Raw genomic sequence first — 26,196 nt, 5'->3', positions numbered from 1 at the left:
GCCCGTTTTGGTGTTTCTATTTTTGTAGTATGGGGGGAAAGAGAAAACATGAAAAGATCCGACGATTTCGAGACCAGGCGCAGACACCTGGCGAACCTTTCCGAAGAAGAGCTTAAGGCCCGCTTTTGGGAGCTGGCCGAAAAGGTGGTCGAACCCATGTTGGAGATGGGAAGGACCCACACCACCCCCGCGGTGGAGCGCAGCGTCCTCCTCAGGATGGGCTTCTCCAGCTTGGAGGTAAAACCGATAGTCGAGGGAGTCATCGCCAAGGGACTGATGCCCAAGGGAGCGGGCAACGTGGTCTGGCGTCTCTCCAAGAAGCTTGGGGTATCGCCGAGAGAGGCCGGGTTGGCCCTGGCGGAGGGCAAGCACTGGGACGAAGTGGAAGCCCTCTTCGAGGAAAGGGGATAGGACCATGACGATGAAACTCGATCCCAACAAGAGGCTGGATGTAAAGGAAATCCTCAAGGACCTGGAGAACTACAGGCCCAAGCGCCGGGGATGGCACTGGAGAGATGGCAGAAACGAAGCCCGCACCGTGGGAGACTTCGAGTATCACGAGACCTCCGAGGGACTCGAGAACTCGATTCCCCTTCCCGGCAGCCGGGGATTCGGCTATATCGACCCTCAGCCGGACTGCGTCATCACCACCGAGATAGCCTCCGGCCGTTTCGAGGACGACATCCGCAGGATGCGCATGGCGGCCTGGCACGGAGCGGACCATCTCATGGTCATACGTACCGCCGGACAGTCTCACATAGACTCTCTAATAGAGGGAACCACCCAGGGCATCGGCGGAATCGCCGTCACCAGGAAGCAGGTCAGAGCCACCAGAAAGGCCCTCGACGCCGTCGAGGAAGAGGTGGGACGTCCCATAAACTTCCACTCCTACATCTCCGGCGTGGCAGGGCCGGATATTGCCGTCATGTTCGCAGAGGAAGGTGTCAACGGAGCCCATCAGGACCCTCAGTACAACGTCCTCTACAGGAACGTCAACATGGTCCGAAGCTTCGTGGACGCCTGCGAGGCCAAGAAGATCATGGCCTGGGCGGACATCCTTCAGATAGACGGAGCCCACAATGCCAACGCCACCGCCATGAAGGCCTGGAAGGTTCGTCCGGAGCTCATGGTGCAGCACGCCATAAACAGCATATTCTCTCGCAAGGTGGGGCTGAAACCGGAGAACATCGCCCTCTCCACCGTGCCTCCCACCGCTCCTCCGGCGCCCTGCATGAGGCTCGACCTGCCCTATGCCGTGGCTCTCAGGGACTTCTTCAGCGACTACAAGATGAGGGCCCAGCAGAACACCAAGTATATGGAGTCGGACCTTAGGGAGGCATCTGTCACCCACACCCTTAACCTGGTGATCTCCAGACTCACCAGCGCCGACATCCAGTCCACCATAACCCCCGACGAAGGCCGTAACGTGCCGTGGCATTACAACAACGTGGCGGGGGTCAACACGGCCAGACATGCGCTGAACGGTCTCGACGGATTCAGAGAGATGGTCAAGCTCGACAGAGAGGGACCTCTGGGAGACGTCGTCCGTGAGCTGAAGGAGAGGGCGGTCCTCTTCATGGAGGAGATCCTGGAGGTCGGAGGCTACTTCAAGGCCGTCGAGGACGGCTTCTTCGTAGACAGCGGCTACTATCCCGAGCGCAACGGCGACGGAATAGCACGCCAGGCCGACGGCGGAGTCGGAGCGGGAATGCTCTTCCAGCGGGATCCGGACTACTTCGCACCCGTGTCGGTCCACTACGGCTACAACTGCATCCCCGATGAACTGAACGGAAAGGCATCCGCCGCCATAGGGGGAGATACCTTCGAGGATCCCTCCAAGATAATCTTCGTCGACGAGCTGGACGAGCACGACAACGTCAACGTCCGTCTCGCCGAGTTGGAGAAATATTACGAGACCAACCTCATCAAGCCCGAGGTCGAGTGGAGGGCCGACGGAATAATCGCCGTCAACCTCTTCCTTCCGGTGGACGAGCGTACCGCCGAGTTCGCCGCCATAAAGTGTGGCGAGAAGATGGGCCTGGAGGACGTCACGGTGGTCCACAAGCTGGCCATGCACCCCTCCGAGGGAACCTATGTCGAGTTCAAGGGCAAGGTCAAGTTCGATATAGACATAAACGAACTGGTCATCCCAGAGAAGGAGGAGACCCTGTCGGAGGAGGAGATCCGGGCGGATATAGCGGAGAACCCGATCTTCGTCGTCGCTGCCACGGTCGGCCAGGACGAGCACTCGGTCGGACTTAAGGAGACCCTGGACATAAAGCACGGCGGAATCGAGGGTTACGGCATAAAGTACCTCTACCTCGGCACCTCCTGCCCGGTGGAGAAACTGGTGGACGCCGCCATAGAGACCAACGCCGACGCCATACTGGCCTCGACTATAATCACCCACGACGACGTTCACATCAAGAACATGCGCAAGCTCCACGAGCTCTGCGTGGAGAAGGGCATCCGGGATAAGGTGATACTGGCCTGCGGCGGAACCCAGGTTACCAACGAGATAGCCAAGGACGCCGGAATGGACGCCGGTTTCGGCCGAGGATCCAAGGGAATCGACGTGGCCAGCTTCCTTATCAAGTACCGTAGAGGACAGGTGGACTAAAAAGATGAAAGTAGCCGTGTTGGTCGCGGAAATAGGGAGCACCACCACGGTGGTCAACGCCTTCGACGGTATCGGCGGTCCCTGCCCCAGTTTCATCGGGCAGGGACAGTCCTACACGTCGGTACTGGAAGGCGATGTCACCGTCGGCCTGAGAGGAGCCGTAGAAGACCTGAAATCCAATCTGGGGATCGAAGATCTCTCCTGGGACGAGATGCTTGCCACCTCCAGCGCCGCCGGGGGGCTCAGAATGAGCGTCCACGGCCTGGTCTACGACATGACGGTGAGAGCCGCCAAGGAGGCGGCCCTCGGCGCGGGAGGCATACTCAAGCACGTCACGGCGGGAAAAATGCGTCGCACCGACCTGAAGAAGATCTCCGAGATAAGGCCAAACATAATACTGGTGGCAGGAGGGGTCGACTACGGCGAAAGGGACACGGCGCTTCATAACTTCGAACTCGTGGCGGAGCTCGGACTGGAGATCCCGGTCATATACGCCGGAAACGTCGAAAACCAGGAAGAGGTAAAAGAGATAGCCGAGGAAAAAGGCATCCGGCTATACGTGGTGGAGAACGTCTACCCAAGGGTGGACCAGCTCAACGTCGAGCCCACCAGGGCGGTCATTCAGCAGGTCTTCGAGGAGCACATCATCCACGCTCCCGGAATGACCACCGTTCGAGACATGATAGACGGCCCCATCCTGCCGACCCCCGGGGCGGTCATGGAAGCGGCCAAGGTGCTCAAGGAAGCCATAGGCGATCTGGTGGTCTTCGACGTTGGTGGAGCCACCACCGACGTCCACTCGGTCACGGAGGGAAGCGAGGAGATCTCCCGGCTTCTGGTGAGCCCCGAGCCCGAGGCCAAGAGGACCGTCGAGGGAGACCTGGGCGTCTACGTCAACATGAGACACATAGTCGAGACCATGGGCCGAGACGAGCTCATAAAGGACTTCCCCGACCTGGACGAACTTCTGGAGAACGCCAAGGCCATACCGGACACGGACCGGGCCAAGGTATTCGTCGAGAGGCTGGCCCAGGAGGCCATGCTGACCGCCATGGAGAGACACGCCGGAAGGCTCAGACAACTTTACGGAGCCTCGGGCAAGAGGACCATCGCCGAGGGCAAGGACCTCACCGCGGTAAAATACGTCGTAGGAACGGGAGGGGCCCTCACCAGACTCCCTCAGCACAGAAAGATACTCTCCACCGCCACCACTCACGGCAAGGGACTGGAGCTTTTCCCCAAGTCGGACGCTAGAATACTGGTGGACAACGACTACATAATGGCATCCCTGGGAGTGCTCTCCAAACGCTATCCCGAGGACGCCCTGAAGCTCATGCTCTCGAGCCTGCACTGGGACAAGAAAGACTGAACAGAGGAGGGGAAGGAAATGAGATATCCCGCGCTTATAGTGGACAGGGAGAAGCTGAGGGAGAACACCTCGAAGCTCGCCAAGGAGTGCCACGATAGGGGCATCAAGGTCGCCGCGGTCAGCAAGGTGTACTGCGGAATGCCGGAGATAGCCTCGGTACAGGCCGAGGCGGGAGTCGACTGGCTCGCCGACAGCCGCCTGGAGAACCTGGTCAAGCTGAGGGATATCCCGATACCAAAGATACTCCTGCGGCTTCCCATGATCTCCCAGGCCCGAGAGACGGTGGAGCTCTCCGACATGAGCCTCGTATCCGAGGTGGACACCTGCCGGGCCCTTTCGGAGGCCGCGGTGGCCATGAAAAAGGAACACCAGGTGCTGCTCATGGTGGACGTCGGAGACCTCCGGGAAGGGGTCTGGCCCGACAGGGCGGTGGATACCGCCCGGGAAATAGCGTCCATGCCGGGGCTGATCCTGAAGGGAATCGGGACCAACCTCAGTTGCTACGGAGCGGTGCTTCCCAGTCCGGAAAACCTGGGACAGCTGGCCTCGATCGCCGACTCCATAGAGTCCGAATGCGGAATCCATCTCGACGTAGTCTCCGGAGGAAACTCGTCCTCCATAAGGATGCTCCTCTCGGGTGGCATGCCGGAGAGGATCAACATGCTCCGCCTGGGCGAGTCCATGACAATAGGCAAGGAGACCGCCGATTGCACCGTTATCCCCGGACTCCATAGCGATGTCTTCACCTTCGCCGCCGAGGTCATAGAGCTCAAGACCAAGCCATCGATCCCCATAGGTAAAAAGGGACTGGACGCCTTCGGCCACGAGCCGGTCTTCGAGGACCGGGGTCTCAGAAAGAGGGCCATCGTCGCGGTGGGCCAGCAGGACATGAGGATCGACGCCATATCTCCTAGGGACGAGAAGACCGACATCCTCGGGGCCAGCAGCGACCACATGATACTGGACGTTACCGACGGCGAGAGGGACCTGAAGATAGGCGACGTGATCGAGTTCGACCTGTCCTACGGAGGAGTCCTGGCCGCCAGTACCAGTTCCTACGTCACCAAGGTCTTGCTTTAAGGGCATATCTAAAAACTAACGTCCGAGTCTCCTCGTAGAGGTCGTCCCGCCTGCGCCCTGTCTCGCCCGAGCGTCTTTTCGACCTGCCTGTTTCGTACGGACCGCCTCGGAGGGCACGTCCTGTGCCCCCTCGGCTTGTGGCGACTTCCTGTCGCCCCATTCGTACTACACGACGGCAGGTCGAAAAGACGGGCTCGAACGGGCCCCGTCGGAACGACCTCTACGAGGATCAGCGTTTTTAGAGGTGCCCTTAAAGCTTGCTCCATCCGTCCTCCGCCGCCGCCACTATCGCGTTGGAGGCTGGAAAGAAAGTCTGCCATGGCTGAGAGCAGTAGTCGAAGGACATCAGGTCCTTCACGGAGAAACCGGCCTTTATGGCCATGGTCAAGGTGTCGATCCTCTCCGCTACCGCCTCGCCTCCGACAACCTGGCCTCCCACCAGTTTGCCCTCCTCGGTGAATATCAACTTCACCGTCACCTCTGTGGCTCCGGGCATCATGGGAAACCTGGTGGTGGTCTTGCCCTTTCCCGTAACCACCTTCATCCCCTTCTTTAAGCAGGTCTCCTCGGAAAAGCCCACCCCTCCGATCCTGAGGGGATCGACTACGGTGGCTGCTCCGTTGACGAAACCGTCGTAGGTCCAGTCCGTTCCCATCATGTTTCTGGCCGCCACCTTGGCCATGGGAACCGCGTTGGTCGCCAGCTTGCCTCCGATGATCTCCTCGTCCAGGAAGGACCGATACTGACACACGTCCCCGGCGGCCCATACGTCGGGAACTCCGGTCTCCATCCTCTCGTTGACCAGTATCCCCATAGGGCCTATGGGGATCTCCGTTCCCTTCAATATGTCCACCTCGGGCCTTACCCCTACGGAGACTATGATCATATCGTCCTCTCCTTCGTCGTTGAGAACGATCTCCCTTCCGTCGGACAAAACGGCCTTCGATACGACCTCGCCTCTTCTCTCGAGGGAACCTACCCCCACTCCGGTGATCAGATCTATTCCCTTATCCCTCAGCCCTGCCTCGACCTCCGAGACCATATCTTCGTCCATCATGGCGGGAAGGACGTGTTTCGCCATCTCCACCATATAGGTGTCCAGCCCCCTCTTTCTGAGGGCCTGGGCCATCTCTATGCCGATGTTTCCGGCCCCTATCACCAGAGCCTTCCGGGAGCCGGGGGTTATGGCCTTCAGTATGGCCCTTAGATCCTCCTCGGTCTTTACGGGAAAGGTGTTTTTCGCTCCGGCTATTCCCTCCAGAGGGGGCATGACCGGCCTGGCTCCCAGGGCTATGAGAAGTTTGTCATAGGGCAGTTCGTCGCCGGAGGAGATCTTCACCGTCTTTTTGGCGAAATTTACCTCGGTCGCCCTGTCCTTTATCAGCTTGGTCCCGGTCTCTGTGACTATGTCGTCCGACTTGCACACCCCGTCGGCCTCCAAAAGCCCCTCGACCACGTAGGGAATGGCGCAATAGATCAGGCTGGAGGGCTCGGGCCTCACCATGGTGACGTCCCAATCCGGTCTGTTCTTCCTCAACATCTTGGAGGCGGTTATGCCAGCCGGGCCTCCTCCTAAAATAACGATCCTCTCCACCAAGACCACTCTCCTTCCAGAATATCTGGAGGCAATATACCACCATGGGGTATATTGCACAAGTGCCGGATAACATAAAATGATCTAGGGGGGAATGGACGATGAATAAAAGAAAGAGAAAAAAGTGGTCTGCCCGTCAGAGCTCCAAGAGGGGAACCGTTCCGGGAACTCCGGTCTTCATCGGAGAGTCCAGGTCCGAGGCCGTCCGAATAGGTTCGATCAGTTACGATCGTGGAGACCTGGTCGAGAAGGTAGACCTAGCCCTCGACGACGTTAACAGGCCGTCCCGATCGGAAGGGGTCGCATGGATCAACGTGGACGGCATCCACGATCCGAAGGTGATGGACGCCCTGGGCAAGAGGTTCGGCCTTCATCCTCTGACGGTGGAGGACCTGATGAACACGTCCCAGAGGCCCAAGGCGGAGGTCTTTCCCGACTACCTCCTTCTGGTGATGAAGATGATGAACTACAACGACGAGACCAACTCGGTGGACGTCGAGCACGTCAGCCTGATCCTCGGGGAGGGGTATGTACTCTCCTTTCAGGAAAAAGAGGGAGACGTTTTCGAGCCGGTCAGGGAGAGGCTGAGGGCCTCCAGGGGAAGGTTGAGGGGCAACGGATCGGACTATCTGGCCTACGCCCTTATGGATGCTGTGGTGGACCATTATTTCCTTTCGGTGGAGCGTATCGGAGACGTCATAGAGGATATGGACGACAGGCTGCTGATCGACCCCAGGCCCGACGACCTCCAGAGGATACACGAGCTCAAGAGAGACGTCATGACCCTCAGAAAGGCGGTCTGGCCTCTCAGGGAGGCGGTTGGGAACCTACAGAAGTCGGACTCGTCCTTCTTCGGAAACGACCTGGACGCGTTTCTAAGGGATCTATACGACCACACGATCCAGGTTATAGACATGGTCGAAGCCTCCCGAGAGCTACTGACAGGTATGCACGACACATATCTATCCAGCGTCAGCAACAGGATGAACGAGGTCATGAAGGTCCTGACGGTGATAGCCACCATATTCATCCCCCTTACCTTCATAGCCGGGGTCTACGGCATGAACTTCAAGTATATGCCCGAGCTGGACTGGCGTTTTTCCTATCCGGTCGTATGGATCGTTATGATAGCCGTCGGAGCCGGAATGGTGGCCTACTTCAGGAGGAAAAAGTGGCTATAGGACATCTCTAAAAACGCTCGGACGTGAGTTTTCAGATGTGCCATATGAGAAAGCAAAAATAGAGATCTGCCGAATTAAGTTCGGTGGATCTCTATTTTTGTGTTTGACATATGACTGACAGTCAGTCATAATTCGGTTCGAGAGTTTGATGAATAATACTTTTCGGGAGTGAGATATCGTGCAGGGGAAGAAAGAGGACAAAAAAGCTAGGCGCAGGAGGGAGATCGTCAAGGCAGCCTGGGAGCTCTTCGGGGAAAAGGGTTTCGACGGCACCACCATAGACGACATGACCGATAGGGCCGGGGTATCCCATGGGACCTTCTACCTCTATTTCTCGTCGAAAGAGGATATCCTCCGCTATCTAGGGGAGGAATTGCAGGAGGAGATGCTGTCTGGATCAAGGAAGATAGCCGCGATGGAGGAGCTTTCCCCTCAGGAACGGCTGTTTAGGATAGTCAAATATCTTCTGACCGTCCATGAGGGGCAAGAATTTCGGATGGACCTGCACGACGTGATCCATCGAAAGATACACGACAAGCTGAAGGATGACGCGATAGAGCTTTTCCTTCCTCTGGTCACATCGCTGGTAGAGGAGGGAGTCGAGGCGGGGCAGATGGATATATCCCGGCCCAGGGAGACCGCCACCTATCTGGTCCTTTTGGTGGCGGAGCTGGAGCACAGCGTCGACAGATGGGAGGGTGATGAGGCCCGTAAGAGGGCCTCCGATGCCCTTAGAGAGCTTTTGATACGTACCATCGGAGGTGATGAACATGTTTTCCAGGAGGATTTCTTCTGATGAGAAAGGGCGGTCCGTCGTCGGTTCCCTGCTGAGAAAGTTCGGTTTGGCATGCGGTTTCTGCCTGTGGATAGGGGTTCTCTTCGTCCTGTATAAGAACGGAAGTACCCTGGAGACCCTTTCGGCGGAGGGAAAGGAAGGCACGACGGCCGTTCCTGTAATGGCTCTATCGGTCGAGTCGGCTCCGTCGTTCAGGGAGGTGCGTTTCTTCGGGGTCACCCGTTCGTTGAAACAGGCGGTCATAGCCCCTCTCGTGTCCGGAAGGCTCAAGAGTAGATCGGTCGAGGTGGGAGACGCAGTCCGTTCCAAAGAGGAGATCGCCAGGATCGACTCGAGCGAGTATTCCCACCTCGTGGCGATGAAAAAGGCGGCTCTTTCCGAGGGTATGGCCGCCTTGAGGCAGGGAGAGGCCGACCTCGAGAGGACCAACGGGCTGTATCGGGAAAAAGTAGTGTCCACCCAGAATATGGAGAGACAGAGCACCTCGGTGCGCAGGCTTCGGGCCAACTGCGAGGTCCTGAAAAGCCAGTTGAAGGAGGCGGAGAGAAAGCTGAAGGAGACCCATATCCGAGCCCCCTTCGACGGAGTGGTGACAAGGGTTTGTTCCGAGCCGGGAGAATATCTGACTCCGGGAACCCCGGTGGTCGAGCTGGCAAATAGGGACGTCGAGTTGCAGATATCCGTTCCCGAGACCATGTTGGGCTCGGTGAAAAAAGGGATAACCCTAAAGATCAATTTCCCGATGCTCGGCGAGAGGGAGATTTCCGGAAAGGTCCTTTCAGTGGGAGATGCCCTGGGGGACGACCAGAAAGGGGTCCTCTTTCCGGTGAAGATAGGGCTCTCTCAGGTGGAATGGCTTCGTTCTGGCATGACCGCCGAGGCGGTCTTCGAGCTGCCGGTTAAAGGGCGTTTCCTCGTCCCTGTGGCGGCCGTATGCAACGGAGACGGCGAGAGCAACTCGGTCTTCGTGGTCAGAGACGGCCTCGCGGTAAGGGTTCCGGTTCGCCCCGAAGAGGCTATAGGCGATGCCGTTACTTTAGAGGGCGACATGAAAGAAGGAGATCTAGTGGTGATAGGCGGACACGCCTTTCTCTCCGACGGCGATCCCGTGGCGGTTCGGTTATGGAATGGATCGTAAGGATTCTACGGCAGCGCAAGGTCGTCTACAGCCTGTTTCTGGGGGCCGCCTTGTTGGGCGTCTTGGCCTGGGTCTCCATGCCGAGAGAGGAGGATCCTCCTCTCTCCTACAGGGCCGGGATGATTCAGGCGGTCTTTCCCGGGGCCGATGCCGAATCGGTGGAACGGTTGGTGGTTATTCCGCTTGAACGTCGACTTTCTCAGGTTAAGGAGGTGAAGAGGATCAAGGTGACCGCCCGTAGGGGCAGCGCCCTTTTTCTCATACACCTTCACGACGAGGTGATGGACAGCACCGCCGCCTGGGACGAGGTCCGTCGGGCCATGGAAAAGGCCAGGCCCGATCTCCCGTCGGAGGTTACCGGTCTGGTCCTGGACGACCGCATGATGGATTACGAATCCATCGTGGTGGCTATAGGCGGAACTGCCGATCTACTCGAGCTTCGAAACGGTGCCATAGCCCTGGAAAAGGAGCTTCTGAGGCTTCCGTCGGTGTCTCGGGTGCTGAGGATCTCCGATCCGGGTGAACAGATAACCGTGGCCTACGACGACTCCACAGCCGAACGTATGGGACTGAGCCCTCGGAATCTTCGTCAGGCTCTGTCCATGCAGAACAGGACCATGCCGGGAGGAAGCCTGGTAATGGGAGAGAAGAGCGCCGTACTTCAGGCCCATACGGAGTTCAAGAGCATCGACGAGATAGAAAACACCCCGGTGAGACTTCCTTCGGGAGGAACCCTCCCTCTGAAGACCATAGCCAAGGTCATACACGGTCCCTCCGAGCCCGCTCGGGATCGTATGAGATATATGGGTAATCCGGCGGTCGGCTTGGGAATAGTTCCGGTTACGCCGGTTAACTCCATCGAGTTCGGCCAGGACGTGAGAAAAATCCTTGAGAGGATGAGTGAAAAGCTTTCTCCCCTGGAGATAGAGGAGGTGTCCTTTCAGCCTCACTACGTCGATCTTAGGCTCAAGGGACTGTTCAACTCTCTTTTGACGAGCATGGTCCTGGTCGGCGGAATACTGTGTTTCTCCGTCGGGTTTCGAATGGGAATGGTGGTCAGCTCGGTGATCCCCCTGATAGTCCTGTCCTCTCTGGGTTTCTACGCACTCTGCGGAGGGGTGCTGAATCAGATCTCCATAGCCGCCTTCGTGATAGCCCTGGGCATGTTGGTGGACAACGCAATAGTCATGGCGGAGAGCGTTGAGGTGAGGATGAAAAACGGCAGCTCCGGAATGGACGCCGCGGTGGATTCGGTGAGAGAGCTGGGGTCGCCGCTTCTGGCCGCTACGGGGACGACCGTCGCGGCGTTTCTGCCCCTCTGGATGGCTCACGGACAGGCCGCCGAGTTCCTTCGGGCCATTCCTCAGGTCGTCACCCTGACCCTTTTCCTTAGCCTGCTGGCGGCGATGGTCGTCACCCCTACTCTGGCGGCATTGGCCTTCAGAAAAAGCCGAGTAAACACGGCAGACGACGGCGGGCGGTTCGATCTCGGCAGGGCCATAGGGGCCTTCTCCTCCAAACACGCTGTACCGATCCTGTTGATGAGCCTCTCTCTTTTGCTGGTGGTCGGAGGTTACGGCAAGCACGTCCGCAAGAATTTCTTCCCCGGTGCCGACCGAAACGTGGTCATGGTGGATCTGTTTCTTCCGGAAGGTGCGGACATCCACGCGATAGACGGCATAGTGGCAAAGGTGGAACGGCATCTGAAAAACGAGGTTTCCTCTGTCTCACGGGTGGCCTCTTTCATAGGCAGAGGGGCTCCCAGGTTCTACGCCAACATAGTTCCTGCTCCCAGAAATCCCCACAGGGCTCAGATGATACTCTTCACCGCGTCTCAGTCGCAAAACCACTCGGTCGTAGGCGAGATACGCTCCTACCTGAGAGAGGATATTCCCCAGGCGAACTCGGTGGTACAGGAGCTGGTTTTGGGAACTCCCGTGGACGCGCCGGTCGAGATCCGGCTGTACGGAAACTCCCTTAAAGACCTGAGGCTCGGAGCGGAGAAGGTCATGGAGGCGATGAAACGGGTTCCCGGAATGGTGGACTTGAGACATACGTTGGGAAACGGCAACCCGTCTCTGGAGTTCGACGTGTCCTCCGGGGCGGCGTTCCGCTACGGCCTGTACAGGGATCGGGTGGCTCAGGCCCTTTCGGGGCGGACGTTGGGGTTGCCCGCCGGTGAATATCGCCAGGAAGAGGAGCCGGTGCCTATAGTCCTACGCTCCGAGAAGGGGGTGTTTTTCGGCGCAGATCGTGTCTCCTCGGTCTTGATGGATTCGTCCTCCGCCGGCATTCCCCTCCAGACCGTGGCTCCCACCTCTATAGCCTGGCATCCCTCGGCTATATCCCGAAGAAACAGGGAACGATACGTGGCGGTTCAGGCCAACCTGGACGACGGTTACGTCTACAGCGACGTAATGAACCGGCTGTCGCCGATTCTGTCGGGAGGTCTCCTTCCAGAAGGCGTCCGCTTCGAGATAGGAGGCGAGGCGGAGGCCTCCGGAGAGGCCCAGGGTTCCTTCAGTCTGGCAGCTCCTTTCGGACTGATAGTCCTCGTAGGCATTCTTCTTGCGGGGTTTCGTTCGTTCCGCAAGGTCGGCATGGTACTGGTCACGATTCCTCTGGCCTCTCTGGGAGTCGTCCCGGGGCTTCTGTTGTCCGGGGAACCTTTCGGCCTGATGTCTCTGCTGGGGGTGATAGCCCTGGCCGGAATAGTGGTGAACAACGCCATAGTGTTGTTGGACGTGGTGGAGCTTCGACGTAAGGAAGGTCTTTCGGTTCACGAAGCTCTTACGAAGGCGGTGGAGGAGCGGCTCCGTCCCATATTGCTGACCAGCGGAACCACCGCGGCCGGGCTGCTTCCTCTGGCCTTCTCCTCGTCCAACCTCTGGCCTCCCATGGCCTGGGCCATGATATCCGGTCTGTGCGCCTCGACCGGACTGACCCTGTTCGTGGTTCCCGCCATGTACAGGGTCCTGTATCCGGAGAGAAGCGTCTTTTCCCGACTCTTCGGGCTGATCGGTTTTTTTGTCGGCACGAAGGCTGTTCGAAACGATCAAATATAACAGCTAAAGAAAGGGGTTTTTATCTTGAACAAGGTGACTACTATAACGGAGAATTTGGTGAAGGATTGTTCTACGGACGTCGAGAAGATGGAAAAAATATATCTTTTCGTGAGAGACGAGATAGTCTTCGACATGATGTCCGGAATGCTGGTGTCCTCCGACGAGGTCCTTACGATGGGTCGTGGTTCCTGCATGAACAAGGCGGTTCTCCTGAAGGATATGGCGAAAGCCGCGGGTATCCCATCCAGACTGCACTTCATGGAGGTTCGGAAGGAGGCCTTGGAGGACCTTCTTCATCCGGGAGCCTATAAACTGTGGCCCGATAGCTTCCTGCACACCTACCCGGAGGTTCGACTTTCGGATGAATGGGTGTCCATGGAGGCTACCTTCGACGCCCCTCTGCACGCAAAACTTCTGGAAAAGCGGTTGAACTTCGGCAAATACGAAGAGCGAAGGGATAACAGCATCGAGTTTTCCTCCAAAGGCGTGGTCGGAGCTCAACAGGGCACGGCGGTAGAGGGAGCCGAGCCTATCTTTGCCGATGACCTGCTTCCTCTGAAAAGGCATCTGGAAGAGGTTCCCGATTGGCTTGCCGAGATGGTCCCCTACCTCTGCGATATCTCCAGTAAATGGGTGAGAGAAAAAGTTCGTTCCTGATCTCTGCGAGGAATACCCCTCTGACTCTACGACAAGGGGGTATTCCTTTTTTCTTACCTCCAATGTTATCTACGATGGCTTGACAAAAATAGTTAGCCAGGCGTACTATGTTGTCGGAGCGAAGTAAGCTGCTACTAACTAATGAATGGAGTTCGATGGGAACATGGAGGACAGACTCAAAATCTACAGGGAGATAGCCGAGCTTATGTTCAGCGTCCATAACAGGTTCAAGGAGTTGGAAAGCAAACCGAAGGATTTCGGTACGGACGATCTTCTTTACTCCACCGAGATCCACACTATCGTGGCCGTAGGAGGAAATCCGAACTCCAACCTGACGGAGCTGGCCGAGTTGCTGGGGGTATCCAAGAGTTCGGTCTCCAAGTTCGTCAAGAAACTCCTGGAGAAGGGTTACATAGTAAAGACAAGGGCTCTAGATAACCGTAAGGAGGTTTTCTTCGAGCTTACGGAGAGGGGATGGACGGCCTACAGGGGCCACGAGGTCTTCTCCGAGAAGTTGTTCGGAAAGGTCTACGACATATTGAAAAAGGGCGAGGACGGGGACGCGTTGGTCGTCCGAAGGTTCCTCGAGGTGCTGAACGAGGAGAGCGAGAGGATCCTGTAGCGGGGATCCCTCTTGTTTTATTGTTCGCCTGTCTAGCAAAAGAGGAGATAAACGATGGGTAAAAGCAACGACGTAATTAGCAAATATCGGTCGAAAGCCATGGCAGGGGGGACCTTGGTCATGTTGAACGCCCTGTTCGGCATAGTGCCTCTCTGTCTCTCCCTGAGATTGGTCATGGGGTTGATGGATCGTTCCGTTAAGGATGCGAAGGAGATATGGCTGTACGGTGGGCTAGTCTGTGCGAGTCTGGCTCTTAAGGCTTTTTTCTACGGGTTGTCGGTGTGGAAGGTCCACGACGTCGCCTATTCCTGCCTTTCGGACATAAGACTGGCCGTTCTGAACCGTCTTAAGGGGCTGCCCATTTCCTTCTTTCAGAGGCGAAAGAGCGGAGATCTGGTCAACGTAGTCAGTCACGACGTGGAACAGGTCGAGCTTTATCTGGCCCACGGACTTCCCGAGGCTATCAACGCCGTGGCCCTGCCGGTGGCGATAATTCTGATGATGTTCACCGTTCTGGACTGGCGTCTCGGCGTAGCCTTGATCCTTCCGATACCCTTCGCCATGGTCTTGATGAAGCTCGTCGAGAAAACCAACTCGGAGGTAATGAAGCGTTTTCAGGAGAGCATGAAGAAGACCACCGGGGATCTGGTCGAGTACATCTCCACGATGCCTGTGATAAAGGCCTTCGGCCGTGACGAGTCCAAGACTGAGAGGATGCTGGCGGACGTAAGGGCCAACGCCCGGTGGATAAAGAAGGCCTCCCTCGGTCTGCACATACCAATGGGGTTCATCCTTTTGGTGATGGAGTCCGGCGTGGCCGCCGCCATGATAACCGCCTGCTATCTGATGAAAGGCGGCCGTCTGAGCGGCTACGAATATCTTCTGACTATCGCCCTGGTAGGGGCCTTTACGGGATTTTTCCTGAAGCTGCACGTCATCCAATATACCGGCACGATCTTCAAGAGATCTACGGAGAGTATAAACTCGATTCTTGACGTGCCGGACGAGAAAAGGACGGTTTCCGTGGAGGATGTCCGGCCCGGAGACGTCCGTTTCGACAAGGTGAGCTTCGGCTACGATGAGAGGGGCAAGGTGCTGAACGAGGTGGACCTGCTTTTCAGGGAAAAATCGGTGAACGCCATAGTGGGAGCCTCCGGTGCGGGAAAGAGCACGGTGGCCGGTCTGCTCATGGGATTCTGGAAGGGCTACGAGGGAAGCATCACCATAGGCGGAATGGAGATAGGACGGATGAGCGAGGGTAACCTGCTGAACCTGGTCTCCATGGTCCAGCAGGAGGTGTTTCTGTTCAACGTCTCGGTCGAGGAGAACATAAGGCTCGGAAAAGAGGACGCCGACAGAGACGAGATAGTGGCGGCGGCGAAAAAGGCCAGGATCCACGACAGGATAATGGATCTTCCCGACGGGTACGACACCGTGGTCGGAGAGGGAGGGTCCAGGCTGTCCGGCGGGGAGAAACAGAGGATATCCATAGCCAGAATGATATTGAAGGACACCCCCATCGTCATCCTGGACGAGGCCACCGCCGCCATAGATCCCTACAACGAGCACCTCATTCAGATGGCCTTGGACAGCCTGACGAAGGAAAAAACGGTCATAGTAATAGCCCATAACCTGAAGGCCATCAGGAACGCCGATTCGATAGTTGTGATGGAGGACGGCAGAGTGGAGTGCAGAGGCTCCCACGACGATCTGCTGAAGACCAGCCGTCTCTACCGGGAGATGTTCGACTCCCGGATCGATGCCGATCGGTGGAGATTGAAAGAGGAGGTCAAGGCATGTTAGCGGCTTTGATAAAGGATCTGACCGGGGAGTCCAAACTGTGTATGTCGCTGGCCATGGCGTCCTTCACCGTGGGATCCCTTTTGAACGTAGGGATAACCATGGTAGCCCTGGACGGACTCAGACAGGTAGGCATGGGAATGCCCTTGGATCTGTGGCGTTTCGCCTTCGAGCTCGTCGGGTTGTTCGTGGCCAAGGGAATCGCCAACCTGGTGGCGGAGATAGCCCAGCATCAGGCCGGTTTCGACACGGTCGCCACAGTCAGGGAGAGGCTCATCCGCACCATGAAGAGGATCTATCTGGGGTTCTACACAGATGAAAGAATAGGAGAGCTTAACACGGTCATCCAGAAGGACGTGGGGAACCTCCAGCCGGTGGTGGTCCACTTCTGGTCCAAGACGGTCAGCAGCGTCGTCGTAGCGGTGATCGTTGGGGCCGGACTCTTCTACGTGGACTGGAGGATGGGGCTGGCCATGGTGTCACTGATCCCCGTCGCTTTGTTCGTGATGTACTCCGGGATAGAGTCCAACGGCAGATTGCAGAAAGAGACCCAGAACGACCTGGCCGACGTGGTCAGTCTCTTCGTGGAGTACACCAAGGGGATCCCTCTGGTCAAGGCCTTCGGTGCAAGCTCGTCCTTCGAGAGAAAGCTCGGAAAGAGCATGGTGAAATTCGGCGAAAGCAGCAAGGCCATTTCCCGATCGGTCGCCGGATATATGGGCAGATATTTTCTGTTTCTGGATCTGTCCTACGGCGTTATGGTGACGGTGGGGGCCCTGTTGGTCTTCGGAGGCAGTGCGAAGGTCTTCGACTACATCCTGTTCGTCGTCCTCAGCCGGGAGTTCTACAGGCCTTTCATGGAGCTTGAGAACTACTGGGTCAATTTCATAAAGGGAAAGGACAGTTACGGCAGAATCTCCAAGGTGCTGAACGCTCCCACCATAAAACCGGCATCCCCTAGAAAAAACCCCGTCGGCATGGACCTTTGCTTTCAAAACGTCGACTTTTCCTACGGCAAGGAGGACTTCGAGCTTAAAGACGTGGACCTGGACGTGAGGGGCAACTCTCTGATCGCCCTGGTCGGTCCGTCCGGAGGTGGGAAGAGCACTATCGCCAATCTCATCCTCCGGTTCTGGGACGTGAGGAAGGGTCGGATACTGGCGGGAGGAGTGGACATAAGGGAAATCGACTACGACGACTTTCTGTCCAACGTCAGCGTCGTGATGCAGAACGTGATTCTCTTCGAGGACACCCTCTTCGAGAACATCCGGATAGGTAGAAGAAACGCCTCCAGGGAGGAGGTCGTGGAGGCCGCCAAGAAGGCCATGATACACGACTTCATAGCTGGGCTGCCGAAGGGCTACGATACCCCGGTCGGGGAGAACGGAGTGGGCCTCTCCGGTGGACAGAGGCAGAGGATCTCCATAGCTCGGGCTCTGCTCAGGGACGCTCCTCTGGTGATCCTGGACGAGATGACCAGCGGTCTGGACCCTATAAACGAGGTCAAGATACAGAGGGCCATCGACAACCTCACCGCCAGCAAGACGGTGGTGGTAATAGCTCATCACCTCAAGACGATCCGAAACGCCGACAGAATAGTGGTGTTGAAGGACGGTAGGATAGTTGAGACGGGAAAACACGACGATCTGATCAAAAAGGGAGGTCTCTACAGCGAGCTGTGGGAGGCTCAGGAGAAGGCAAGGGACTGGGAGTGTGCCGTGTAGGTCTCAGATCCTTTAATGTCATTCACAATGTCAAATTGACAATGTGGTTGACATGATGTATCCTGCCCCTACAGATCGATTTCAAGGAGGGGTTGGATATGAGAGAAAAGGGATCGCCGAGCATACCTATAAGGCCTCCGATGGTGCTCTACGCGGGGTTGGCCGTGGGAGGGCTTCTCGACTACGCGGCAGATGTGAGGTTTCTTCCGGATAGCTTAGGTTTCCTCTCGTCTCTTTCGGGATATGCGCTTCTGGCCGTCTCGATCGGTCTGATGTTCATGGCCTGTACGGCTTTCAGGAGGGAGCATACGAACGTCAGGACGGACAGGCCCGCCGAATCAGTGGTCGCCGACGGGATCTTCAGGTTTACCAGAAACCCTATGTACCTGTCCTTTTGCCTGTTGGGGCTGTCGCTCTCTTTGATCCTGAACAGCCTGTGGGTACTGTTGGGTACCTTCCCATTCTGTGTGTATATACATCACGTTGTCATCCCGGAGGAAGAAAGGTACATGGAAAAACGCTTCGGAGACGCATATCTGAACTACAGGAGGAGGACGCCTCGATGGCTGTAGACAGAGGCTGGCACGGGTTGCTGAGGGAGGTCGCATTGCTTGCCAAAGCGATGGAGAAGGCCACCGAGAAGATTCACAAAGACACGGGGCTTACCGGAGCCCAGAGGAGGATCCTTCGTCAATTGACAAAGATCGGCCCCGCTACGGTGTCCGACATGGCCAGGGAGAACGGGCTGTCTCGGCAGTCTCAGCAGAATCTGGTCAACGAGCTGCTCAAAAAGGAAATGGTCCGACAGGAGGACAATCCGAGACACGGTAAATCCTACCTTATAACGTACACCGAGACGGGGAAAGCCGCCTTCGATAAAGCCAGAGACGAGGAGGATCGCCTTATAGAGGAGGTGCTTGGCTCTGCCGACGAGGACCGTGTTGAAAAATCAATCCACCTTCTGAAAGAGGTTCGAGCGGCGTTGGAGGGGAGCAGAATCTAGCCCTTAAAGAGCGGTCGCCCCATCTAGGGAGCGGCCGCTCTTTTCGCCTTTATCCGAGTCTTTCTAGTTGAAACCGGTCAAGACGGCCCCGACCACTACCATAGAGGCCAGGACGAACAAAATAGCCTGGAACTTGATCTGGAACCTGGCCCAGGTTCCCCAATCGATCCTGGCGGCTCCCAGGCAAGCTATGAGACAGCCCGAGGTTGGAACTATCAGGTTGGTGAAGCCATCGCCGAGCTGGAAGGCCAAAACCGCAACCTGTCTGGTTACTCCGGCCAGGTCCGCCAGAGGGGCCATGAGAGGCATGGTCAAGGCTGCCTGGCCCGAGCCGGAGACGACGAAAAAGTTGAATACGGACTGGAAAAGATACATAAGCCATCCCGATACCGCCGTGTTGAACGAGCTTATGGCGTTTCCGGCCGAGTTCAGTATGGTGTTTAGAACCGTCGGATCCGTCGGTGTATCTCCTCCCAGGACTAGGACTATCCCCTTCGCCATGCCCACGACCATGGCTGCCCCCAGAAGGTCCTTGGCTCCCTCTCTGAAGCTGACCGCGATATCGTTTATCCCCATGTCGTTGAGTTTGAACAGAACCCCTATAACTCCCGAGACCAGTCCGACCACGAAAAACTGTGTGGCTATCTCCGGAATGTAGTAGCCGTTGGTCATGACTCCCCATATCACCCAGGCTATTCCTGCGAAGAGGGCCAGCACCACCAGCATGTGTCCCAGGCCGAAATGACTCTCGACCTCCTTGCCTTTTTCCACGTTTTCCCGGAAATACGAGTCTGTCTCGTAGCAGAGAGACGATGTCGGATCTGCCTTGACCTTCTCTGCGTACCTCATGGTGTAGAATATTCCCACAAGGGTGAAGCCTGCCCACATGGCCATGCGGAACCCCGCTCCGGAGAGCACCGGAATGCCGGAGATCCCCTGGGCTATGGCGACGCTGAAGGGGTTCATCCATGAGGTGGCGAAGCCTATCTGGGTGGCAACGTAGGTTATCATCACAGCGGTGATGGCGTCGTATCCAAGAGCCACGCAGACGGGAGCCAGTATCAGGACGAAGGGAATAGCCTCCTCTCCCATACCGAAGATGGCTCCTCCCAGGGAGAAGAGGACGAACATGACCGGGATGATCGCCCTCTCCATGCCCTTGAACTTGCTCAAGACATGGAGAATTCCGGCCTCGACCGCTCCGGTCCTTATGATTATTCCGAAGGCTCCACCTATGACCAGGATAAAGGCCATCACTCCGACGGCAGATCCCCACTTGCTTCCGGAGACGAACCCCTCGAACACGTAGTTGAGAAGCCCGACCTCTCCGTAGGGTTCGAAAACGGCCACCCCTTTCTTTACCGGGTTGCCCTGCTCGTCTCTTTGAAGCTCGAAACTGTCGGCGACCAGAACCTCTCTCGTCTTGGTCGCTCCGTCCATCTCGTAGGTTATCTCCTGGGTCTTGTAGGTCCCCACCGGGACGGTATAGGTAAGGACCGCGGCGAGAAGGACTACGAAAAAGATGATGACATAAGTATCCGGCAACCTCATGGTCTTGCATGAAGGGTCTTTCTTGGACGACATGTACTGTTCAACTCCTGTCATTTAAAGATGCCCCTTTTGAATGCGGGGCTTGTCTCTTTGAATATTGATACGATATTGACATTATGTCGACATAATGTACCATATGGATACAACATATCACAGTAGCCGTCTCGTTGTCCACCCCAAGGACGAGGAAGGAGTGACATGTATGATTTGGCCATCCGCCAGCGACGGGGAATTCTCTCCGTCATCCCAGGCAGTGTTGGACTATATCTTGGATCGGATAGAGGACCTGAGGCTCATGCCGGGAGAACCGATTTACGAGACCGCCCTGGCGTCGGAACTGAATATGGGGCGGACCGGGATCAGGCAAGCCCTCACCTTTCTGGTGGGAACCGGCTTTCTGGAGAGCGAATCGGGGAAGAGGGGATATCGTATTCCCGCTCTTTCCGCCCAGGACATGGAGGACGTCTTCTTCATGAGAGCACTGCTGGAGGGAGAGGCGGCGTCTCTGGCGGCCCGTAAAGCCACACTGGACGACGTGGCATATCTGAGGGAGCTCAACGAAAAAGAGGAGTCCTTCGCTCTGTCGGATCTTCCGAGAGAGTATCGAACGATAAACCTGGAATTTCACTGTTCGATAGTGAGGATCGCCGGCAACAGCTATCTCGAGAGGGCCTTCCATCCTATATTCTGGCGCTCTCGTCTATACATAATGTATGTAGGCAGCTTTCAGCCTCTCAAGGCTCCGGCGGACAGTGGACAGACTAACACCCCGATGGAACACAGGAAAATAATCGACGCCATAGAGAACAGGGATCAGGAAAAAGCAAGATCCTCCGCCCTCGACCATATCAGGGATACCAGGGCTTTCAGGCTTTCCCTGGACGGTGACAGGGCGGCCAGGGTTCTCTCCGGCAGGATACGAGCAGAGGAGATCGATTAGTTGTTTACTCTTATAAAAAACGTTGAACTGTATTGCCCCAACAGGCTGGGCGTAGGCGACATTCTGATGGCTGGAGGCAAGATCGTCTGGGTGGGAAACTCCTTTCCCGGAAGAGATCTGCCCAATATGGACGTGATCGACGGATCCGGCAAGATAGCGGTTCCCGGATTCGTGGACGGTCACGTTCATATAGCCGGAGGAGGCGGAGAAGGGGGGTTCTCATCCAGAACTCCCGAGGCGGCTCTTTCGGATCTGACAGAGGCCGGGGTGACCTCGGTCGTAGGGGTTTTGGGAACCGACTCCACCTGTAGATATCTCGGAGAGCTTCTCGCCAAGGCCAGATCCCTGAGGGAAGAGGGGATTTCAGCATGGGCTTTAACCGGATCCTACGAGATTCCGGTAAAAACTCTCATGGGCTCGGTTAAGGACGATCTGATACTGATAGACCTGTTCGTAGGGGTAGGAGAGGTGGCCATCTCTGATCACCGTTCGTCTCAGCCTACCTTCGAGGAGCTCTCCAAATTGGCTGCCTCGGCCCACGTGGGCGGAATGATAGGAGGCAAGTCGGGGGTCATAAACGTCCATATGGGAGACGGTCCGGCATTGCTATCCCCCATAAGAAAGGTGGTGGAGACCACCGAGCTGGGGCTGGGGCAGTTCCTTCCGACCCACGTCAACAGAAACCCCGATCTTTTCGAGGACGCCATAGAATACGGGCTTTCCGGAGGTCAGGTGGACCTCACGACCAGCACCACCCCACAGTTTCTGGAGGAGGGCGAGATCAAGTGCAGCCAAGGGCTCAAGAGACTGCTGGACTCGGGGGTTCCGGCGGAGCGGATAAGCTTCAGTTCCGACGGTCAGGGAAGCCTTCCCTTTTTCGACTCCGACGGGACTTTTACCGGCCTGTCCATCGGGACGTCAAGGTCGCTCCTGCCCGAGGTCAGGGACTCGGTGCTACAGGAGGGCATACCTCTCGAGACAGCCGTTCAGGTGATAACCTCCACTCCCGCCTCGATCTACAGACTGCCCGGCAAGGGAAGAATAGCCGAGGGGAACGACGGAGACGTCGTCCTGCTGAACCGGGAGGACCTCTCGGTGGACTCGGTGTTCGCCATGGGACGGAAGATGGTCCAGGCCGGAAAGGCCGTAGTCAAGGGGAAGTTCGAGAGGTAAATCGATAAGAAAAGCGAATAAAAGGAGGATCGCCTTTTTAAGGCGATCCTCCTTGTGTTTGGAATGAGGCCAGCTAGGCCTCTCTATCGATTTTTTGCTGTAGAATGAAATAAGCACGATTGCAGGTGATGTCTCATAGAAACGAGGTTCTTTAGATGATAAAAAGTATATCGATAAAGAAATTTAAGAGTCTAGTCGACATGGAACTTGAGTTGAGCGATTTTACATGTCTGATCGGCTTAAACGGATCGGGAAAATCCACTGTGCTGCAGGCCATCGATTTTATCGGCCAGATGATGAGGGGCAAACTTTCTGATTGGGCTAGGTCGCGACGTTGGAACTGGAAGGACATTCCTTCTCGGTTGGGTCAGAGGGCCCTAGCAAGGGTTATTTCCTTTAAGGTAACGGCAGAGGTTGAGGCTGGAATAACAATAGTCTGGGACTGCCAGTTTAACTGTGCAGAGACGTTTCTTCGTTGTACTAAAGAGTCGGTGAAGAGCGATAGCGGTGACGTTTTCATGGAGGTTAAGGACGGTCATTACCGAATAGGGTCTGGCTCACTTCGCCGCATCGAATTTGATTATCAGGGGTCGATCCTCTCTCAGCTAAAAGACTCCTCCTTGGATGAACAGCCCGAACTCTTGGAGCTTAAAAGACTTATAGGATCGATCAAGTCCATGGACTTGCTCTCGCCTCCTCAGATGCGTGAAAGGGCCCGATCTGTGGAGGAGGTTGGACCTGGAGGAGAGGGCCTATCGGCTTTTATCGACGGTATGATCGAGAAAGAGAGAAGGGAGCTCGTCGATGCCCTGCGGGAGATATATCCTCACCTAATGGATATAGAGACAAAATCCCTACGTAGTGGCTGGAAGGAGTTGAAGTTTAAAGAAAGATACGAGGAAGAGCTAGTTACAGAGGCCCATCACATGAACGATGGAACCCTTCGTCTAGCCACTATCTTCGCCCTTTTGGCCCGAGGTGACAGGATACTTCTGTTCGACGAGATTGAAAACGGTATAAACCCAGAGGTGATGGAAAGGCTAGTACAGCGGATGGTAGAGTCTCATCGTCAGGTTATAGTGACGACCCACAGCCCTATGATATTGAATTATCTGAGCGATGAGGTTGCCGAACGCTCGGTGATACTGCTTTATAAAAACCGTGATGGACACACCAAATCGACCCGCTTTTTCGATCTTCCCGATGTGAAGAAAAAACTCACCTTGCTCGGCCCTGGCGAGGTCTTTCTGGATTCGGACTTAAGAGAGCCTGTAGAGATTCGGGAGAGCTAGGCGGATGTTATTCCTTCTGAGCGGGGAGGGACCAAGCGATATGGGAAGCTGTTCCTCCGGCGAGCGATTTTGCGGTCTGGGAAAAGATGACTTTAGACCGGGACCGATGGCTTTGTTTGTGGATAAACTGGCTGATATTATCCTGAATTACTCTCCCTTAGAAACATATATTATGGCCTACGTCTCCGAAAAGGGGCTTGGGGATCTAAAAGAAAAAGGACGTAAGATATTCCTTTCGGGATCGAAAGCTGGTAAAGGCAACGCCTATTTTCGAAAAAACGCCTTTCTGCTAGGACGATATGCACTTGAAATGAAGGAGGATCAGGGCCAATCGGTCGTGGCGATCCTTTTCAGGGATTGCGATGGAACCAGATCCTCTCCTAGATCGGAGTGGGACGACAAACGAAAGTCCATAGTTTCAGGATTCAAACTAGCTGGTCTACGGACGGGGGTTGCCATGGTCCCCAAGACAAAATCCGAGTGCTGGTTACTCTGCGCTGTCCAGGAGGGGCAGAGCTATCGTGATTGTGCTAGATTTGAGGAGCTTTCGGGCAACGATTCGAGCGAGAAGGGAGCGCCTAAAAAGGTTTTGCGGGAAGCTTTAGGTGAAGAGGGCACGTCGGAACTTTTGAATGATCTGATCCGAAACGGGACGATAGATCCCATTCGAATAGACATGCCGAGTTTCAACGCCTTCAAGGAAGATCTTGAGGAAGCGATCAGGATTGCGATGAAAGAGTAACTTACTATCACAACGTCTACAGTGCCGTTCCGAAATAGAAGGCAAGGGAAGTGATTCTGATGCTCAAGGCAAAGTCTATCTTGGCACATAGTGGTTGTGAAGAAACCTGATAAGAAACGGATGAAACGAGGATCGCCTTTTTAAGGCGATCCTCGTTGTGTTTGTGGCCGCTCTATCGAGGGAATCTACGCCGAGGGAGCCAGTTCCTCGTTTTTCAGCTCCTTTTTCCTCGCGTTGCCGTCGGAATCGTAAAACAGTCCGCGTAGCATCAAAGCCAGGGCGCCGTCTCCCAGGATGTTGCAGGCCGTGCCGAAGCTGTCCTGTAAGGCGAAGATCCCCAACAACAGGCCGACTCCGTCGGCGTCGAATCCCAGCACCGATTGGACTATGGCCAGCGAAGCCATGACCGTTCCGCCCGGAACTCCGGGGGCGCCTACGGCGAAGATACCGAAAAGCAAGATGAATAAGGTCAATGTCTCGGGAGTCGGCATTGTCCCGTACAGCATCTTGGATATGGTCATGCAGAAAAAAGTCTCGGTGAGCACGGATCCGCAAAGATGGACGGTGCTCCCCAGAGGTATGGCGAAGTCCGTCACCTCCTGGGGCAGAACCTTGGATTTTCTGGCGCAGGACAAAGTCACGGGCAGAGTCGCAGCGCTGGACATGGTCCCTACGGCGGTCAGATATACCGGCCCGTAATGTTTGATGACCTCCCAGGGGTTTTTGCGAGAGACCATTCCCGATAGGGCGTAGAGAAAGAACAGCCATATGAAGTGTCCGAGGAGGACTATGAGTATAACCTTGAAAAAGACGGGGAACTGCTGGGTAAGCCTTCCGGTATAGGCCATCTGGGCGAAAGTGGCGGCTACGAAAAAGGGAAGCAACGGTATTACGATCTTCTTGACGATGGATAGAACCATCGATTGAAATTCGTAGAGAATCTTTTCGATGTTTTTAGCGTCGCCCCATATTGTAGCCACTCCGGTAAGTATGGCCAGGACAAGTGCGGTCATTACGGGCATTATGGGGGGTATGTCTATCGAGAAAATAGCCTTGGGCAGAACCTTGAGCCCCTCTATCTGGGTAGGAATGTCCAGATGGGGAATTATGGAATATCCGGCTATGGCCGCAAAAGCCGCCGCTCCAACGGCGGATAGATACGCCATGATCAACATGGTGCCCAACATAGCACTGGCTTTTTCCTTAAGAGATGTTATGGCGGGAGCTATGAATCCGAAAATGACCAGAGGGATGGTAAAGAAGATTATCTGTGCCAGTAACCCTCTGATTGCCACCACGGTTCTCATCGTTTTTTCTCCCGCATGTAGGCCGAAAAAAGCCCCAATACCTATAGCGGCCATAAGGACCACTATGAGAGTTACACCGCCGTTTTTCTTCACCTGTCGCACGCTCCTTTTGGAGAAAGATAAGAGTTGATTTTTTACAAAACACACAGTTTGCAACTAATAATTATAATGTTTATTTCTTTACGGTCAAGATCTGACTGATATGGTTTTGTTCTCTCTATATATATCGGCGAGGTGACGAGGGATAGATCGGCGTTCTTCTCTTCTTGACGTTGACACGGTGTAAAGGTGTATCCTTAATGCATGAACATGTATAAGGTAAAGACTTTGTAGAAATCTATACTCGAAAGGAGAGAGAAATCGTGAAAGACAAGGCTCAGGAAGATCGCAAGGACTTGGACAAAGAGGCTTTGTTGAAGAAAAAGAAGGAAGAGAATCCCGACGAGTTAGAGGATTCGACCCTGGAGAATCTCTCCGGAGGCGAAGGGATGAACCTGGGAGATATCATCAGTTCTTGAGAGGTGAGATCAGGGAAAGGAGTC

At 55.7% G+C, this 26,196-nt stretch carries 22 protein-coding genes; 19 read left to right on the top strand and 3 right to left on the bottom strand.

Annotated features, from left to right (window positions below):
* Nucleotides 1–48 precede the first annotated feature (48 nt).
* Genes L2W58_RS03815 through L2W58_RS03800 form a run of 4 tightly spaced genes read left to right on the top strand, consistent with a single transcriptional unit; the run spans nt 49 to nt 5,069 of the window.
* The gene (locus L2W58_RS03815) at nt 49–411 is read left to right on the top strand and encodes an ornithine aminomutase subunit alpha (RefSeq protein ID WP_236101692.1); all 363 of its coding nucleotides are present in this window, start codon (nt 49–51) and stop codon (nt 409–411) included.
* A gap of 4 nt (nt 412–415) precedes the next feature.
* The gene (gene oraE, locus L2W58_RS03810; protein WP_236101691.1) at nt 416–2,620 is read left to right on the top strand and encodes a D-ornithine 4,5-aminomutase subunit OraE; all 2,205 of its coding nucleotides are present in this window, start codon (nt 416–418) and stop codon (nt 2,618–2,620) included.
* Nucleotides 2,621–2,624: 4 nt separating this feature from the next.
* The gene (locus L2W58_RS03805) at nt 2,625–3,989 is read left to right on the top strand and encodes a GlmL-related ornithine degradation protein (protein WP_236101690.1); all 1,365 of its coding nucleotides are present in this window, start codon (nt 2,625–2,627) and stop codon (nt 3,987–3,989) included.
* 18 nt (nt 3,990–4,007) lie between these two features.
* A complete protein-coding gene (locus L2W58_RS03800; RefSeq protein WP_236101689.1) occupies nt 4,008–5,069 on the top strand; it encodes an alanine/ornithine racemase family PLP-dependent enzyme in 1,062 nt (353 codons plus the stop codon).
* 250 nt (nt 5,070–5,319) lie between these two features.
* On the opposite strand, the gene L2W58_RS03795 is transcribed toward L2W58_RS03800, so the two are convergent.
* Nucleotides 5,320–6,663 (bottom strand): NAD(P)/FAD-dependent oxidoreductase, encoded by a 1,344-nt coding sequence (locus tag L2W58_RS03795; RefSeq protein ID WP_236101688.1) that lies wholly within the window; start codon nt 6,661–6,663, stop codon nt 5,320–5,322.
* Between the two features lie 101 nt (nt 6,664–6,764).
* On the opposite strand from L2W58_RS03795, the gene corA reads away from it, so the two are divergent.
* The 10 genes from corA (at nt 6,765) to L2W58_RS03745 (ending at nt 18,649) form a co-directional block, all read left to right on the top strand.
* Nucleotides 6,765–7,844, top strand: coding sequence for a magnesium/cobalt transporter CorA (gene corA / locus L2W58_RS03790; RefSeq protein ID WP_236101687.1), 1,080 nt, complete (start codon nt 6,765–6,767; stop codon nt 7,842–7,844).
* Between the two features lie 178 nt (nt 7,845–8,022).
* Entirely contained in the window at nt 8,023–8,640 is a 618-nt protein-coding gene (locus L2W58_RS03785) for a TetR/AcrR family transcriptional regulator (RefSeq protein WP_236101686.1), read from the top strand.
* Complete coding sequence (locus tag L2W58_RS03780; protein ID WP_236101685.1) at nt 8,615–9,778, top strand: efflux RND transporter periplasmic adaptor subunit; 1,164 nt, start codon at nt 8,615–8,617, stop codon at nt 9,776–9,778. The genes L2W58_RS03785 and L2W58_RS03780 overlap by 26 nt, the downstream gene beginning before the upstream one ends.
* A complete protein-coding gene (locus L2W58_RS03775; RefSeq protein WP_236101684.1) occupies nt 9,763–12,843 on the top strand; it encodes an efflux RND transporter permease subunit in 3,081 nt (1,026 codons plus the stop codon). The genes L2W58_RS03780 and L2W58_RS03775 overlap by 16 nt, the downstream gene beginning before the upstream one ends.
* A 33-nt stretch (nt 12,844–12,876) precedes the next feature.
* Nucleotides 12,877–13,500, top strand: a complete 624-nt coding sequence (locus L2W58_RS03770; protein ID WP_236101978.1) for a transglutaminase-like domain-containing protein — start codon at nt 12,877–12,879, stop codon at nt 13,498–13,500.
* 145 nt (nt 13,501–13,645) lie between these two features.
* Nucleotides 13,646–14,122 (top strand): MarR family winged helix-turn-helix transcriptional regulator, encoded by a 477-nt coding sequence (locus tag L2W58_RS03765; protein ID WP_236101683.1) that lies wholly within the window; start codon nt 13,646–13,648, stop codon nt 14,120–14,122.
* A 54-nt stretch (nt 14,123–14,176) separates the two neighbouring features.
* Entirely contained in the window at nt 14,177–15,925 is a 1,749-nt protein-coding gene (locus tag L2W58_RS03760) for an ABC transporter ATP-binding protein (protein ID WP_236101682.1), read from the top strand.
* Nucleotides 15,919–17,646 carry an ABC transporter ATP-binding protein gene (locus tag L2W58_RS03755; protein WP_236101681.1) on the top strand — a complete coding sequence of 576 codons (1,728 nt, stop codon included), beginning with the start codon at nt 15,919–15,921 and terminating at the stop codon, nt 17,644–17,646. Before L2W58_RS03760 ends, L2W58_RS03755 begins: the two co-directional genes overlap by 7 nt.
* Nucleotides 17,647–17,744: 98 nt before the next feature.
* Nucleotides 17,745–18,218, top strand: coding sequence for a methyltransferase family protein (locus L2W58_RS03750; RefSeq protein WP_236101680.1), 474 nt, complete (start codon nt 17,745–17,747; stop codon nt 18,216–18,218).
* A complete protein-coding gene (locus tag L2W58_RS03745) occupies nt 18,209–18,649 on the top strand; it encodes a MarR family winged helix-turn-helix transcriptional regulator (RefSeq protein WP_236101679.1) in 441 nt (146 codons plus the stop codon). Before L2W58_RS03750 ends, L2W58_RS03745 begins: the two co-directional genes overlap by 10 nt.
* Nucleotides 18,650–18,712: 63 nt before the next feature.
* Here L2W58_RS03745 and yfcC read toward each other — a convergent pair whose 3' ends face one another.
* On the bottom strand, nt 18,713–20,233 hold the full coding sequence (gene yfcC, locus L2W58_RS03740) for a putative basic amino acid antiporter YfcC (RefSeq protein ID WP_236101678.1): 1,521 nt from the start codon (nt 20,231–20,233) through the stop codon (nt 18,713–18,715).
* 169 nt (nt 20,234–20,402) lie between these two features.
* Here yfcC and L2W58_RS03735 point away from each other — a divergent pair, with 169 nt between their 5' ends.
* From L2W58_RS03735 to L2W58_RS03720, 4 genes are all read left to right on the top strand, one after another.
* Nucleotides 20,403–21,140 carry a GntR family transcriptional regulator gene (locus L2W58_RS03735; RefSeq protein WP_236101677.1) on the top strand — a complete coding sequence of 246 codons (738 nt, stop codon included), beginning with the start codon at nt 20,403–20,405 and terminating at the stop codon, nt 21,138–21,140.
* Complete coding sequence (gene iadA, locus L2W58_RS03730; protein ID WP_236101676.1) at nt 21,141–22,313, top strand: beta-aspartyl-peptidase; 1,173 nt, start codon at nt 21,141–21,143, stop codon at nt 22,311–22,313. It begins immediately after the preceding gene.
* 155 nt (nt 22,314–22,468) lie between these two features.
* Nucleotides 22,469–23,605 (top strand): AAA family ATPase, encoded by a 1,137-nt coding sequence (locus tag L2W58_RS03725; RefSeq protein WP_236101675.1) that lies wholly within the window; start codon nt 22,469–22,471, stop codon nt 23,603–23,605.
* Nucleotides 23,606–23,915: 310 nt separating this feature from the next.
* Nucleotides 23,916–24,347 carry a hypothetical protein gene (locus L2W58_RS03720; protein ID WP_236101674.1) on the top strand — a complete coding sequence of 144 codons (432 nt, stop codon included), beginning with the start codon at nt 23,916–23,918 and terminating at the stop codon, nt 24,345–24,347.
* Nucleotides 24,348–24,532: 185 nt separating this feature from the next.
* Here L2W58_RS03720 and L2W58_RS03715 read toward each other — a convergent pair whose 3' ends face one another.
* Complete coding sequence (locus tag L2W58_RS03715; protein ID WP_236101673.1) at nt 24,533–25,747, bottom strand: dicarboxylate/amino acid:cation symporter; 1,215 nt, start codon at nt 25,745–25,747, stop codon at nt 24,533–24,535.
* A gap of 269 nt (nt 25,748–26,016) precedes the next feature.
* Between L2W58_RS03715 and L2W58_RS03710 the strand changes: the two genes are divergently transcribed.
* Nucleotides 26,017–26,172 carry a hypothetical protein gene (locus L2W58_RS03710; protein WP_236101672.1) on the top strand — a complete coding sequence of 52 codons (156 nt, stop codon included), beginning with the start codon at nt 26,017–26,019 and terminating at the stop codon, nt 26,170–26,172.
* The last annotated feature ends 24 nt before the right edge of the window (nt 26,173–26,196 follow it).

Source organism: Dethiosulfovibrio faecalis, assembly GCF_021568795.1.
Taxonomy (GTDB): domain Bacteria; phylum Synergistota; class Synergistia; order Synergistales; family Dethiosulfovibrionaceae; genus Dethiosulfovibrio; species Dethiosulfovibrio faecalis.
Note: the sequence above shows the minus strand (reverse complement) of the source record. Positions and strands in the feature narration are given on the sequence as shown.

Coding starts and splice junctions, on each gene's coding strand:
- L2W58_RS03815 (WP_236101692.1), top strand. CDS start 49: ATGAAAAGATCCGACGATTTCGAGACCAGGCGCAGACACCTGGCGAAC.
- oraE (WP_236101691.1), top strand. CDS start 416: ATGACGATGAAACTCGATCCCAACAAGAGGCTGGATGTAAAGGAAATC.
- L2W58_RS03805 (WP_236101690.1), top strand. CDS start 2,625: ATGAAAGTAGCCGTGTTGGTCGCGGAAATAGGGAGCACCACCACGGTG.
- L2W58_RS03800 (WP_236101689.1), top strand. CDS start 4,008: ATGAGATATCCCGCGCTTATAGTGGACAGGGAGAAGCTGAGGGAGAAC.
- corA (WP_236101687.1), top strand. CDS start 6,765: ATGAATAAAAGAAAGAGAAAAAAGTGGTCTGCCCGTCAGAGCTCCAAG.
- L2W58_RS03780 (WP_236101685.1), top strand. CDS start 8,615: ATGTTTTCCAGGAGGATTTCTTCTGATGAGAAAGGGCGGTCCGTCGTC.
- L2W58_RS03775 (WP_236101684.1), top strand. CDS start 9,763: ATGGAATGGATCGTAAGGATTCTACGGCAGCGCAAGGTCGTCTACAGC.
- L2W58_RS03765 (WP_236101683.1), top strand. CDS start 13,646: ATGGAGTTCGATGGGAACATGGAGGACAGACTCAAAATCTACAGGGAG.
- L2W58_RS03760 (WP_236101682.1), top strand. CDS start 14,177: ATGGGTAAAAGCAACGACGTAATTAGCAAATATCGGTCGAAAGCCATG.
- L2W58_RS03755 (WP_236101681.1), top strand. CDS start 15,919: ATGTTAGCGGCTTTGATAAAGGATCTGACCGGGGAGTCCAAACTGTGT.
- L2W58_RS03750 (WP_236101680.1), top strand. CDS start 17,745: ATGAGAGAAAAGGGATCGCCGAGCATACCTATAAGGCCTCCGATGGTG.
- L2W58_RS03745 (WP_236101679.1), top strand. CDS start 18,209: ATGGCTGTAGACAGAGGCTGGCACGGGTTGCTGAGGGAGGTCGCATTG.
- yfcC (WP_236101678.1), bottom strand. CDS start 20,233: ATGTCGTCCAAGAAAGACCCTTCATGCAAGACCATGAGGTTGCCGGAT.
- L2W58_RS03735 (WP_236101677.1), top strand. CDS start 20,403: ATGATTTGGCCATCCGCCAGCGACGGGGAATTCTCTCCGTCATCCCAG.
- L2W58_RS03725 (WP_236101675.1), top strand. CDS start 22,469: ATGATAAAAAGTATATCGATAAAGAAATTTAAGAGTCTAGTCGACATG.
- L2W58_RS03720 (WP_236101674.1), top strand. CDS start 23,916: ATGAAGGAGGATCAGGGCCAATCGGTCGTGGCGATCCTTTTCAGGGAT.